This is a genomic window from Leptotrichia wadei (assembly GCF_007990445.1).
Classification (GTDB): Bacteria; Fusobacteriota; Fusobacteriia; order Fusobacteriales; family Leptotrichiaceae; genus Leptotrichia; species Leptotrichia wadei_A.
Window position 1 is genome coordinate 744,090 of record NZ_AP019841.1, and the last position, 13,721, is coordinate 757,810.

General features: G+C 29.1%; 10 protein-coding genes and 1 riboswitch. Of the genes, 6 read left to right on the top strand and 4 right to left on the bottom strand.

Translation table 11 applies throughout. The features are described from left to right. Positions 1-5: 5 nt before the first annotated feature. Genes FVE74_RS03585 through ribE form a run of 3 tightly spaced genes read right to left on the bottom strand, consistent with a single transcriptional unit; the run spans position 6 to position 2,372 of the window. A complete protein-coding gene (locus tag FVE74_RS03585; protein WP_147003261.1) occupies positions 6-683 on the bottom strand; it encodes a riboflavin synthase in 678 nt (225 codons plus the stop codon). A gap of 33 nt (positions 684-716) precedes the next feature. Then, positions 717-1,844 carry a bifunctional diaminohydroxyphosphoribosylaminopyrimidine deaminase/5-amino-6-(5-phosphoribosylamino)uracil reductase RibD gene (gene ribD, locus FVE74_RS03590; RefSeq protein WP_147003262.1) on the bottom strand — a complete coding sequence of 376 codons (1,128 nt, stop codon included), beginning with the start codon at positions 1,842-1,844 and terminating at the stop codon, positions 717-719. Between the two features lie 60 nt (positions 1,845-1,904). Continuing rightward, positions 1,905-2,372, bottom strand: a complete 468-nt coding sequence (ribE, locus tag FVE74_RS03595; protein WP_147003263.1) for a 6,7-dimethyl-8-ribityllumazine synthase — start codon at positions 2,370-2,372, stop codon at positions 1,905-1,907. Positions 2,373-2,625: 253 nt separating this feature from the next. Beyond that, positions 2,626-2,755: riboswitch (FMN riboswitch) on the bottom strand. A 223-nt stretch (positions 2,756-2,978) separates the two neighbouring features. On the opposite strand from ribE, the gene FVE74_RS03600 reads away from it, so the two are divergent. The 5 genes from FVE74_RS03600 (at position 2,979) to FVE74_RS03620 (ending at position 12,329) form a co-directional block, all read left to right on the top strand. Next, a complete protein-coding gene (locus FVE74_RS03600) occupies positions 2,979-4,289 on the top strand; it encodes a leucine-rich repeat domain-containing protein (protein WP_147003264.1) in 1,311 nt (436 codons plus the stop codon). A 48-nt stretch (positions 4,290-4,337) separates the two neighbouring features. Then, positions 4,338-8,273, top strand: coding sequence for a PAAR-like protein (locus FVE74_RS03605; protein WP_147003265.1), 3,936 nt, complete (start codon positions 4,338-4,340; stop codon positions 8,271-8,273). A gap of 11 nt (positions 8,274-8,284) precedes the next feature. Beyond that, positions 8,285-8,869 (top strand): hypothetical protein, encoded by a 585-nt coding sequence (locus FVE74_RS03610; protein ID WP_147003266.1) that lies wholly within the window; start codon positions 8,285-8,287, stop codon positions 8,867-8,869. Positions 8,870-9,030: 161 nt separating this feature from the next. Then, positions 9,031-11,199 carry a transcriptional regulator gene (locus FVE74_RS03615; RefSeq protein WP_147003267.1) on the top strand — a complete coding sequence of 723 codons (2,169 nt, stop codon included), beginning with the start codon at positions 9,031-9,033 and terminating at the stop codon, positions 11,197-11,199. A gap of 251 nt (positions 11,200-11,450) precedes the next feature. Continuing rightward, positions 11,451-12,329: a hypothetical protein gene (locus FVE74_RS03620; RefSeq protein WP_147003268.1), complete on the top strand. Its 879-nt coding sequence runs from the start codon at positions 11,451-11,453 to the stop codon at positions 12,327-12,329. A 238-nt stretch (positions 12,330-12,567) separates the two neighbouring features. Here the strand turns inward: FVE74_RS03620 and FVE74_RS03625 are convergent, their stop codons facing one another. Beyond that, the gene (locus FVE74_RS03625) at positions 12,568-13,125 is read right to left on the bottom strand and encodes a hypothetical protein (protein WP_147003269.1); all 558 of its coding nucleotides are present in this window, start codon (positions 13,123-13,125) and stop codon (positions 12,568-12,570) included. 361 nt (positions 13,126-13,486) lie between these two features. Here FVE74_RS03625 and FVE74_RS03630 point away from each other — a divergent pair, with 361 nt between their 5' ends. Next, on the top strand, positions 13,487-13,684 hold the full coding sequence (locus tag FVE74_RS03630) for a cold-shock protein (RefSeq protein ID WP_018450345.1): 198 nt from the start codon (positions 13,487-13,489) through the stop codon (positions 13,682-13,684). Positions 13,685-13,721 lie beyond the last annotated feature (37 nt).

Genomic DNA, 13,721 nt, shown 5'->3' on the forward strand with positions numbered 1-13,721 from the left:
TTTTATTAAAATCCATTTTTTTGTAAAAATTCCATTGTCAATTTTGATTTTTTTTCTTTATTTTTTAAATTATCAAAATTATCAAATTTCAATATTTTTTCTACATATTTTCCAAATAAATCTGTTTCAATATTCACAAAATCCCCAGTTTTCTTCATTCCAATCGTAATATTTTCAATCGTGTGCGGAATAAGTGAAACCGAGAAAATTCCATTTTCATCATTTACATCAATTACCGTAAGACTCGCCCCATCAATGGTTATACGCCCTTTTTCAACGATATATTTCATATTATTTCTATGATTTTCATCCAGCTGAAACTCATAAACTTTCGCAATTCCCTTATCCGTAATTGACAAAATTTTAGCCTCGCAGTCAACATCTCCCATAACAAGATGTCCGCCTAAAAAAGTTGCAAGCGTAAGCGACTTTTCAAGATTGACAATATCCCCCGCTTTAGCCCGTTTCAAGCCACTTCTCTCAATAGTTTCAAACATCACATCTGCCGTAAAGTCACTTCCCTTTAATTTTGTAACAGTCAAGCAAACTCCGTTTACAGCGATACTATCCCCAATTTGTGCCTTTTCTACAACCTTTTTTCCTCTTATTGTAATTTCAATACTTGCATTTTTTTTTGCAAGATTAATAATTTTTCCAGTTTCTTCAACTAAACCAGTAAACATGACTTTCTCCTGATTTTTAATTTTTTATTTAAATTAATTATAATTTTTTTGCAAAAATTCTATTCCCACATTTTCGCCATAAACATTATATTTCACATTTTTCAAAATTACAGCTTCATCCATTTTTTCCCTATCAAATCCCGCAATAAAAGACTTTCCTTTTTCATCGCCCAAAATTTTATTGGCAATAAAAATTTCTCCAGCGTCAATTACATTTTCTTCAAATGCCTGTGAAATAAGTGATTGTCCACCTTCCAGCAAAATTGAATCAATTCCAATTTCTCCAATTTTACGAAGAATTTCTTTAAAGCTAAATTTTGTGCCATTTAAAAATACAAATTTAACTTTATTATTTTTAGAAAAATCCAGCTGCTTTTCAGAATTTTCATTATTTTTTGATGTGACAATTATTGTCTTTTCATCGCTATTTTCTTTAATAATATTGTGATTCTTTCCAGTTTTAAAATGTGGGTCAATAATGATTCTATATGGATTTATACCGTTTCCAACTCTTGCAGTAAGACTTGGATTGTCAGCTAAAACCGTATTTATTCCAACCATAATTCCCATAAATTTATTTCGATAAAACTGAACTTTTTCACGAGCAGTTTCATTTGTAATCCATTTGGAATTTCCTGTCTTTGTAGCAATTTTCCCATCTAAAGTTATCGCACATTTTAAAAACAAATACGGAATTTTTGTCATAATATATTTAAAAAATACTTGATTAATTTTATCGCATTCACTTTTCAAAACATTTTCACGCACTTCAATCCCAGCATTTCTTAATATTTGCACACCTTTTCCAGCCACTTTCGGATTTGGGTCAGATGAGCCAATAACACATCTTTTTAGTCCCATTTTCACAATTTTTTCAGAACAAGGCGGTGTTTTTCCATAATGCGAACACGGTTCCAATGTGACATAAATCGTTGCATTTGACAAATCGTTTGAATTTTGAGCAGCTTCTTCCAAAGCGTAAACTTCAGCATGAGGCCCTCCAAAATATTTATGATAGCCAGTTCCAATAACTTTTCCATCTTGAACAACAACCGCTCCGACCATTGGATTAGGATTTACCGCTCCAGCTCCTTTTTTTGCCAATTCGATTGCCGTTTGCATATATTTTTCATCAATTTCATTATTTTTATTTGTAGACATAATTTTAATTTTCCTTTTTATAAATAAAATTATTAGATGTGTTTGATAATCTAATGTTTTTTATTTTTCAATTTCTTTAATTAAATTAATCATTTCAATTGCAGAAAATGCCGCATCTGATCCTTTGTTTCCAGCCTTTGTCCCTGCTCTTTCAATAGCTTCCTCAATGTTATTTGTAGTTAAAACTCCAAAAATTACAGGCAAGTCAGTTTGCAACGAAATTTGAGCCACTCCTTTTGAAACTTCTGCACAAACATAGTCAAAATGTGGTGTTGAACCTTTTATTACAGCTCCTAGAGCAATTATTGCATCATATTTTCCTGTATTTGCCAATTTTTTTGTAATTAAAGGTATCTCAAATGCCCCTGGAACCCAGGCAATATCAATATTTTCTTCAGAAACATCATTTCTTTTTAATACATCTAAAGCGCCTCCAACTAATTTTGAAGTAATAAATTCATTAAATCTCCCAGCTACAATTCCTATTTTTACATTTCTTCCATCAAATTTTCCTTCAAAAGTTCTCATTTTATATCATCCTCTCTGTTTTTTTTATTAGATATTTCTATATTCGATAATTTATTTTTTATTTTAAATTTAGAATGAAAATATAATTTCCAAACAATTCTATTATTAATAAAAAAGCCTCGAATACTTGATTCAGGGCTTTATAATTAAAGGTAGGCAATTTTAATTTATAATTATTATAACTTTATACTTTATGTAAATATTGAAACTGTGTACAATAAAACTATCTAATAAATTTATATTAAAAATTAATTACTCACTTCTACCATCTAGACTATAACTATCGGTACTGGAATTGCACCAGTTCGTGTCATTTTTATAAATAAAAACAACTCGTGGACTTTACCACCGGTCGGGAATCTCGCCCTGCCCTGAAGTTTTAAACTCTTACTTTAATTTATAATATCACTTTTTTTATCCAATTACAAGAGTTTTTCCTAAAAATAAATAAATTTTTTTTAAAAATTTATTTTGATGTTGACAAAGTAAAAAATATAAGGTATCATTATATTAATTAAAATAAAATTAATAAACAATATAATTTAAACACATAAATTCTTTTATATTAAATTAATAAATTGATAAATAAAAGTTGGAGGTAGAAGTATGGTAAGGGTATTCAGTATGTTGATTTTACTGTTATTTATTTCGTGCAATAATAGTAATGGGCAGGAGTTAAGAGAAGTCCGTAAAAAATCAGAAAAAAAATCAGAAATGGCAGAAGTAAAATCTTTGGATTACAAAAGTTGCACAGAATTAAGAAAATTTAATGTTAATGCTGAAAAAATTGAATTGAAAAATTTGGGATTGGAGGAGATAAAATGCATAGCGGATTACAAAAATGTGAAGGAGCTGGATTTGCGATGGAATCAGATAAAGGATGTGAAACCGCTGGAAAATTTAAAAAATCTGGAAGTTTTAAAAATAAATTTTAATCAGGTAAAAGATATAAAACCGCTGCTAAATTTACCCAATTTAAAGGAATTATGGCTTCATAATAATAAAATAAGCAATCTTAGCGGAATTGGCAAATTGGCAAAACTGGAACATCTGGATGTCAGTTTTAATCCATTGAAAAATGGAGTTGATGAGATTTCTAATTTGAAAAAACTGAAAAGATTGGAATTACGGGAAGTTCCAAAAGAAATTGTAGACTATGTTTATGAAAATTATCGTAATTTTATGATTCCTGAAAAAATATTTATTGAGCAAAGATATCCAGAACTTGCTAAAAAACGTGAAAATGAAGTAAAATATCCAAATTTTTCAGAGTTTGAAGATAAAATAAACGGTTTTGAAACCGTGAAAATCGTAAGGGAACTTTCCACAAAAGAAGTTGCATTGAATAAATTGCCTAAGGAAGTTTATAAAATAGTTGATGAGTATGATAAAAACTCTGAAGAAGCTGATGATAAAGTGGAGAGAGCAGCTTTTTTTACAAATAATGTTTATTCAATATACACTCTTACTTATCCTTTTGCCTATGCGGGGCAGTCAAATAGTGAAACTGTCTTTGTGAAAAATGGAAAAGTAATTGCAAAAGATATCGTAAATTTAGATTCTCAATTGGAAAGTATTGATGGAAATAATCTGTTTTTATCGGTAGTTGCAGCAAGCGGGGGAACAAATTATGCAATAACTGATATGAAAAGTGGACAGATGTGGCGAGAAGAATTTAGGGATTTTGGATTAACATCGTCTAAGGGAACGGGTAAAGTTTTTGTAACATCTTCAAAGGAAAATACTGTCAATGTAAGAGAAAGCAATGACCTGGACAGTTCAATAATTCATAAATTAGCGAATAATGTTGAAGTTGAAGAAATTTCAGATGAGAAAGATTGGAAATATGTGTATTTTTATAATAAAGATGGAGGATATTATATGAAGGGGTATATACATAAGAGTCAGTTAAGATAAAATAAATAATTTTGTAAAAATTTCAAAATTTAAAGGAGGGAGTTAATTGTGGTAAATAGAAAATTTAACGGGGTAGATATTGGAGATAGTGCAGTTGAGTTTTTTGAAAAGTTGGCTAAATTAGAAAGTGGCGGAAAATACAATTTAGCAGATCAAAAATATTATATTGGAAAATATCAGATTGGAACGGATGTTTTGATGGACATGGGATGGCTTCCGAAGGGTTCAACTTGGACAAATGCTAGATTTATTGGTGAAGGTGCCACAAAATGGAAATTAAAAGGAAAACAAAGTTTTTTAAATAATCCAGCGGCACAAGATGAAGTAATAATGCGTTCGGTGAAAATGAGATGGGCAACCTTGAAAAAACATAAGGATAAAATTTGCAAAAATGTATCTGTTCCTAAAAATGCAGTTTATATAGCGCCAGGAAAAGTTAGAGCTTCTGAAAATAAAGTAAAAACAATAATAATGAAAAAGAGAAATCAAGGATACAAAGCAGAAGACTTGAGGGGGAAAAGTTTTTTGCTTACATCGTCTGGAATGCTGGCAGCTTCACATTTATGTGGTCAAGGTGCAATGTCTAATGCTTTAGGAAATAATTTTAAAGGTGTCTGGGGAATACCAGTAGATGGAAATGCAATGCCATCGTTGCTTTATGCTGTAAATTTAGCAGGGCATGATTTATCAGCAATTATTGGATTTAAAGATAATTGTGAAGTGGATCACAAAGTTGTAGAAAAAAATCATACACAAACTGATAATAAAAATATAAATAAACAGGCTGCAGTTCAGTCAAAACCTAAATCTAATGTTTCAAGTAACTCTTTGCAAACACAAAAAGGGGCTTCAACATCAAATACTAATAAGACTGGCAACGATGAAAGCAATAAGGAAGGTGTATTTTCATTTAATGGTCAGAAGTTTGAGGAAGTCTGGGATAGTGAAGAGTATAAAAGGGATAGAGCTGAAAATGGGAAAGCTCCTGAATTGGCATTTGTAAATCCTGATGAGGCGATTTTGAAAAGGCTGCAAGCTAAATTTCAAGATGAGAATATTTATAATAAGGATTATGTAAAATATTTGGAAACTAAGACAGGGAAAAAAGTTTTGGAAGAAAATAAGGAAGATATAAATGTCATTTTGAAGATGTATGATGAAGCGACAAAGGATAATGACAAGATTGGGAATGTGATAAGGCAGCATGGATTTGATACTTTAAGGGGAAGGGAGGAAAATAATGAGATTTTGCGGATACAAGATATAGTTTATTATATTTATTCGTATCCTATTCCTAATAAAAGCGCTATAGAATCGCTCGAATACGTATTTGGTCAATATTCAGCAAAATATGTGAAATATCCTGATAAAAAGCCTGTGAATAAATTTAAGGAAGATAAGAATTATGTGGATAAAATACAAGGTGTGATTCAGATATATGTAAAAGATGGAAAAACTAAAGTTGAGAAGAATCAGCTGCCTGAAAAGTATGACAAGTATATGCAGGGAATAAAGGATATTGATGAAATTATTATAAAAGTTGCTAAAAAGCCAGCTTTGGAGTTACAAAAGACAAGATGTGAAAATTTGATAAGAGAACTTGGGGAAAATGTTTCGGAATATGAAAAAACTTATTCTATGGATGAAAATGGAGTTAGGCAGTTTCCTTTGTCGAGAAGATTGATTGACAATATAATAATTGAATTTTTGAAGGTGCAAACTGGGTTTAAGGAAGAAAATGAAACCAAGTATTTTGATAATCATCTATATAAAGATAGCAATATTGTGAGAAATTATCTTTTATGGTATATAAAAAGACAAAAAGGGATTGATATTCCATCCAAAAGTGAGAGAGGATTATTTAACAGGCTTGAAAAAATTGGGAAGGATATAAGGGTAACGACTGTCTTGAATGACTGGATAACTTCAAAATCGGCAATAAAAGTGCGGAATATTAGGAAAATAAGTAATTTGATAGATGAAGTTTATGAAAATTACAGGGATAATTCGGACTTTGAAAAAGATAAAGGCATTATTTTGGGATTATTTAAAAATAGCAAGGAATTGCGGGATTATGCGGCAAATATTGATTCAATGGATTTGTATTCCTTTTATAAGTTATTTTATGATCTGCAAAATATTATAAATCCTACTGGAGAGTTATTTGTAAATACTAATTGTATGCTAAAATGTACGCTTGGAAGAGATATTAGCCGATTAATCATAAAAGAGGACAGTGTAATGCTTGAAGGCGGGAAACAGGCTAATATAAATGATACGAATATTCAACCTTTTAAATCTTGCAGTGCAATTGGGATTTGCCAGCCTGCGTTAATGGGGATGTGGGAGAAAAATACAGATGTGAAAGTCAGAAACAAGCCTGCATTGCTGGATATTTCAACTATTCAATGTCAGCACGGTGGAACTATAAGTATCGATGATGCTGGGCAAAAGGAAGCTGGAACGGCAGTTACTAAAGAAAAGGAAGTTAGTGAAGCTGTTAGAGATGCTGATTGTCAATATAAACTGCTGATAAATATTTGTAGCGATGTAAATAATTATTTTATGCAGACGCAATTAAAAAAGGAAGCACAGAAATTTTCTAAATGGAACAGATTTAAAAATAGCACAAAGAACAGTACAAATAAGGCAAAATTACAAATTGCTAAAAAGGAAACTTCTTTGGAAAAAGAGAAATATTTAAGAGGAAAAATTTTAAATACATTTAAAGAAACATATAAAAGTATAAAGCAAAACTCAGGGCCTGAACTTGATACAAAAGGGATAATAAAAAAACATGGATTAAGTTTGTGTGATTATGAGCAAAAAAATTTTTATTCTGCAAAAATGCTTCCTGTGATAGCTTATGGATATTTAATGCGGGCTGGAAATTTGACAATAACGGAAAATGAAAAAAAACAGATTGAAGCAGAATTAAATAGCGATATAAAAACTTCAAATACAGAACAGATGGAATTAAAGGATTACAAAATACAAAATAATGTAAAACAAACAAAAGAAGCTCCAGATCATAAAATAAATTCTTCAGATATTACAAGCTGGATTGAAATAGGTAAAACATTATACACATCAACAAAATATCCTCCAACTGAAGCAGATGTACTAAATGCAATAAGGAAAAATGGGAAAAGTGTGGCTACATGTCCGTTTAGTCAAGGAAAATGGAATGAAACTCATAATTTTGCAAAGGAAGTGAATAGTGGTGATGGTGTTCAGGATGATGTGAAGAAGAAAAGTAATCAGAATCCTAAAAATGAGAATAAGGAAGAAAAAAATATACAATTTGAAAAAAATAAGAATACAGATAATTTAGAAAATAATGTATCAAAAGAACAGGTTTCAACAGTTAAAACAGATAAAAAACTAGAAAAAAAATCTGAAAAATGTGATACAGATAACTGCCCACATAAAGAAGTCAAAGGAAGGGCACCATGGATAAAAGTTGCAGAAGAAGAAATGAATAAATATAAAGGACAAAAAGAATCTAGCCGAAGTTTATATAATAGAATACAAAAAACTTATTTTCCTTATGCAAATTTTGGAACAGATAAAAAACCCACTGAAATTGCATGGTGTGCAGCATTTGTAACATATTGCATGAAAACAGCAGGATATAAAAATTCATCTTATCCTTCTGTTGGAGGATACGATTGGGGAGTTGCACCAAGACCAAAATTACCAAAAAGAGGATGGTTTGAAGGTGAAAAAACTAAACCTTTTGTAGGAGCTATAGGAATTTTTAAATTTAGAAAAGGTTATAGCCATGTAGCAATATTAGTCGGGAAAAGAAAAAATGGGATGTATGTATTTTTAGGCGGGAATCAAAATAATGAAATTAATAAAACTGCTTTTGAGCCAAGTAGAATTGATTATTTTATGAAGCCCAAAAGTTATACAGTAAAACCAGAAGAGCAAGAACTACCAATAATTACAGATTCAAAAAATACAGGTACAGTAGGATAAAGGAGATAAAGATGATAAAATTACTAATTAAAATAATAATACTGACTTCAATTTTATGTTGTGGTAAAAATAATGACAATTTGTTTAATAATATTAAATATAAGGAAAATACAGAAAAAAAACCGCAAAAAACATTGCAAAAAATAAGTTTTGATAATAAAAAATTAAATAATAAAGAAACGGTTGTATCACTTAAGAGAATTATTGATAATGTTATTGCAGTGCGTAAAAATAAAAATTATACATTAGAAAAATATGATGAGGATATTTTTAAAAAATATAGAGAATATTTTGATGATACAACAAATAATGGTGAGTTTTTTGAAAAGACTTCAAATTTACTTTTAGAATTAAAGAGTGAATTGAGTAATTTAAATTATGTCAAAAATATTAAAAAGTCCGTGAAAATTAAAGGTGCTAATTACAGTTGTTCAATTCAGATAACAAAAAAACCTGAAAAATTAGGATATGTTGATGGAGATGTATATGGTACGGTTAGCTGTTCTTCGGAATATGATTCGATGAGCAGATTTGAAGAAATTTATTTGAAAAAAGTAGGTGAGAAATATTATATATTAGATTTATTAATTTCATAAAAAATATATTGACAAATTTTAAATTTTAGTTTAAAATAATATTAATTAAAATTTAATAAAATGAAGAAGGGGGAAATAAAATTATTTAAAATATCATATAAAATTAAAATATGTTGATTGAAAATGATTTTTATGGTATTGGAAGTAATTTTGAAAGGAATATGAGGAATAAAAATGTTATAAATCAGACTAATCGAACTATTTTGTTTGAAGAAATTAATCCAGAAAAGATGGATATTTTGACACTTGTTAATGATGCCAGAAATATGGATTCGTTGGATGACGAGAATATTATTGAGATTAATAGGCATCTTTTGGTTGGGAGTTTTGAGGAGTTTTTGGAAAAATTTGATCCAAAAGTATATAGTTATTTTGATGCAGAGAGTCAGAGTATTAGGTATATTTTGAAAAAGCCTGAGGGAGTGCCTGAGGATTTGGTGACAGAGATTAAGATTAATAATGGAAATACGTTTTTTAAAATGCTTAGCACGTTAATTGAAGCAAGAAAATCACAAGGAAATAGAAATGTAGATTTTAAATTTGAAAATATTTTGGAATTGATTTCTCCAAAGAAAGTTATTGAGGATATTAAGCAGACAAGAAAAGAAATTGCTTATATTTATCAGAAATATGAAGAATTGGATGATGAAAATCCAAAAAAATTGGAATTAGGAGATAAACTTAATACAAAATTTGAAGAGGCTTCGGAAAATTATAGTAATGTACTGGGAATGTTGCCACTTGCGATTGAAGATATAAAAACTCGGCTGCTAATTGGACATGATTCAAATAATTTCAAATCAGAGAAAATAAAATTGGGAATGTTACAGGTTGGAGAAAAAGGAGAGCTTGAGGTAATTGAGTATAAACAGGAAAATCAAAATTCACTTGCGATGATTGAAGAAAAAAATACGACAGCTCTGGTTGAAGCTTTTAGGGATGATTATGAAAATGTGACAGATGAACCGAATAAATATATTAGCGATCTGGTTGTCAGAACATTTGTACCGCTTGCGAAAACATTTGTAGATGTTGATCCTGAGCAGGAAGTTCAAAATTATAATAATTACTTGGCATTTTATAAATCGGCTCAAGAGGATTTTATAAAAATTGCGAAGCCTTTGATTGAAAAAATATTGGGTGTGAAAATGTTTTTTGAGCAGTATGATGTTAGAATGGGGCTTATGAAACCGACACTTTTGATTACGAATGTGAAGCCTGAGATGATTGTAAAGGCTGGGAATAAAGATAAATTGCGTGCATTTTTGAATACGACTAATGAGAAAAATGATTTTGATAATACGGTATGGTTCGGGATTTATCCAAATGTTGATTTGGATATAAAAAAATCAGAAAAAAAAGTTCGTGCAAGATTTATGGGAACTAAAAATGAAGAAAAAACTGAAAAAAATACAATAGAAGTATTGACAAACTTAATGACTGTATTAGCAGAATACAAGGTTCAAGTATTTTTTAACTTTGAAGGTAAGCCTGAAACATCGTTTGACAATCTTGCCACAACTGGTGTAGATAAGTATATTGAAAAGACCCAAGTTTTAGAAAATCAAAAATATTCTGAATATTTGATTCCAGTAATTCCTAATTTTACAATAATTCCAAAGGATAAATCAGGAGTTATGCTGGATTATAAAATGAAATTTGAAGAGGAAACAGGAGTATCGCTTTCAAAGGAACAAGAAGATTTGTTAAAATTTTGGATTGAAGGTGTGTATATAGATGCGGCTTATGTTGCAGCTGGAATAATCGGTGCAACACAATGTCCAAATTATCTAAAGGAAAGATTTTCAAATGTTTCACCACTTTATCCAGGAGTACGTTTTGACATCGAAGAAAAGGATAATTCATATCATGCAAAAACAACGATGTCTAAGGAAATATCAGGATTTACAAATACAATAAAAGATAGAATAAATCAGTTTAATTATGGATTTGTATTTTCATCTGACAATGCAAATGTGGCACGTGAAAAAATTAGGAATATTGTTGTTTATAAGGCGAGAACTTTATTAAAAAATCTAGACGGAGGATATGAGCCGCTTTATAAGACGCTTACAACAACATATATTGAAAGAACATTGAGATTCACAACGACAGACTTTAAAGAAGATAAGTTAAATATGTTTTTCAGTACAAATCCTGAAAGTCAAAAATCAATTTGGCTAAAAGACACAAAATTTGTAAATGGAATTATGCAAAAGGGAGATGACTTATCTCATGTAATTGATGTGGATAATGGAATTTGTCAATTAAATATAACTTTTGCGGGAAATTTAAAGAATTTGCAAGTTGAAATTAATAAAAATTATTAGTACTATTTTTTCTTTAAACAGTAAATTTATTGAAGTTTTTGAGAGAGTGTAAAATTTTTATGTAAATAGAATAGCAAAAATACTGAATTTACTGGATTCATCTGTTAGTTTACACAAAATTCTGGACACTCTCGTTTTTGAATTAAATATTATTTAGCAAGGGGAATAAATATTCTTTGTTTACAAAATATTGTTTTTATTTTGGGATAAAGTTTGGTATAAAAAAATGAAAAAATAAAATTGGGGGAAAAATGATTGAGAATAAATATCCAATATTTGGGCATGGGCAGGTGATAAATAAGGAAGCGCTTGATTTGTTGAGGGATAATCCTGCAGAATTGACGGATTTATTATACTTAGATAAAAAAGATGGGATAATTTCGGGATTTGATCTTGTTACGAATTTAGAAGAGAAGAAAGTGACTGTAACAAGGGGAATTGTTAAATGTGGGGAAAAAATTTTTTGGATGAACGAAGATTATAAATTTGATATGCCTGAAATTGAGAATAGATATATTTTGAAATTAAATTTATTTTCAGATATTAAAGAAAGGAAATTTTATATTAGAAGTGCTGATTTTTCTTTGGAAGTTTTAGATATTGAAGCGAATAATAGTAAAAATGCTGGAGATGAAAATAAAATTATAAATGATTTGGAAGTTCAGGAAGAAGTTAATAATGAACGAAGAGAAATTTGGGAAAATAAAATTGGTGAAGTTGAAATAACACGGTTTATTACTAGAATTGGGGCAGAACTTAGAAACGACTATAATAATTTTAGAGATTTAAGACGGGATTTTAACTTGCTGGAACTTATAAATACAAAATATTCTTCAAAACATAAATTGGGAACACTTCATCCTAAAATTTTGAAATTATTTGGGAAAGAGGCTTCTAAAAAGGAGAATTTAGATATTTATGATGTAAATTTTTATGTAAATTGTTTAAATGGAAGTGTGGAAAGAGATGTCATAACGGCTTATATTAATTTAAAATTACAAATGGAAAATGAAAATTATACGAATGAGGAACTTTATCAGTATTTGGTCAAAATTTTGGATAATTTGGGAAAAGATAGGAAAATTACCGAGAAAAAGAGGGTTATTCCTAGAAAAATAACGATTGAATAGAAGAATTTATATTTTTGAATATAGAAATACAGAAAAGAAATAATGGAAAAATTCAGTAAAAAGTTACAAAATTTGTATAAGCAAGAGTAATTGATTTTATTTATGGCAAGGGGTTAAGACCCCTTGTTTTAATTATTATATAAACTTTAAATGAGGAAAATCTTATAAATCAAGCCCAAAAATTTTGAAATTAAAGCTGTAAGAATTTTTTGTTAATAGATCAAATTAAATTTGAGAATTAATCTACTGTAAATAGAAATTGGCTTCCTGCATATAGTCCTAATTTATTTTTGTTTAGTTTAAATGTGTAGTTACCATCTGTTAGGCTGTCATTCTTTTCATTGAAAGTTAGGTTTTTAGTATCAACTTGCATTCCATTTTCTGATTCGCCCTTGTAAGTTATTTTATACTGGTTGTTTTGTTTAGAAAATACTAAAACTCTATCTTCCATTGGAATTTCTTTACCAATAAGTTTATCTACGTGCTGTAAAGTTTTACTAGTTTTTACTTTTTCATCTTTTACTTGTGAAGGTGGTTGAATATTGGCGCTTTCGTTGATATTTTCTGTAGTTTTGTTTGCGGCTTCTGCAGTTTCTGCGGCTGATTGGGCTGCTGCTGGAGTGGCGGCAGTATTTTCTTGAGAATTATTGCTGCTATTTGTGGCGGTGCTGTCTGCACTTTGTTGTTCAATTTGGATTTCATCTTGATCTTCATCTTGTTTTGCTTCTTTTTTTCCACAGCTGATTATAGCAAAAATTGCTAAACATCCTAATAACATGTATTTTTTTAGATTCATAAATTATCACTTCCTTTTAATTAAATTTTATTTTGTAATTGATTTAAAGTAATTATTATGATTATATTTTATATTGTTTTTAGCAAAATTACAAGAGTTTTATTATAATAAAAATTATAAATTTAAAATTTAAAAAATTTCTTAAAAGAGAGCAGCTGATTTATTTTTAGACAGATTTTAGTATATTTCTCAAATAAATTCTTAAAAGCAATTAAAAAATTGAGAAAAAAGACTATTATTTTTTTGAAAAATATGATATAATACTTATAGATAACCAAAAGCAAGAAGTAAGTGTAACAAAAATAGATATTTGTAACAGTAACAAGTTGTTTGAGGTATTAAAATTTTAGGAGGTAATACTTTGTTAGGTAAAGTAAAATGGTTTAACGAAAAAAAAGGATTTGGATTTATTTCAGGAGAAGATGGAAATGATTATTTCTTACATTTCTCAAAAATTAATAAAGAAGGATTCAAAACAGTTAACGAAGGTGAAGAAGTAAGTTTTGATGTAGAAGAAGGACCAAAAGGACCTCAAGCAACAAATGTAATTTCTCAATAATCGATTAATTAATTTTGTGTAAAAAAGGCTGTTTCAA

What these genes read in the sequence shown, in the direction of transcription:
- FVE74_RS03600 (WP_147003264.1), top strand. Translation starts at nt 2,979, where the DNA reads ATGGTAAGGGTATTCAGTATGTTGATTTTACTGTTATTTATTTCGTGC.
- ribE (WP_147003263.1), bottom strand. Translation starts at nt 2,372, where the DNA reads ATGAGAACTTTTGAAGGAAAATTTGATGGAAGAAATGTAAAAATAGGA.
- FVE74_RS03620 (WP_147003268.1), top strand. Translation starts at nt 11,451, where the DNA reads ATGATTGAGAATAAATATCCAATATTTGGGCATGGGCAGGTGATAAAT.
- FVE74_RS03610 (WP_147003266.1), top strand. Translation starts at nt 8,285, where the DNA reads ATGATAAAATTACTAATTAAAATAATAATACTGACTTCAATTTTATGT.
- FVE74_RS03625 (WP_147003269.1), bottom strand. Translation starts at nt 13,125, where the DNA reads ATGAATCTAAAAAAATACATGTTATTAGGATGTTTAGCAATTTTTGCT.
- FVE74_RS03585 (WP_147003261.1), bottom strand. Translation starts at nt 683, where the DNA reads ATGTTTACTGGTTTAGTTGAAGAAACTGGAAAAATTATTAATCTTGCA.
- FVE74_RS03615 (WP_147003267.1), top strand. Translation starts at nt 9,031, where the DNA reads ATGAGGAATAAAAATGTTATAAATCAGACTAATCGAACTATTTTGTTT.
- ribD (WP_147003262.1), bottom strand. Translation starts at nt 1,844, where the DNA reads ATGTCTACAAATAAAAATAATGAAATTGATGAAAAATATATGCAAACG.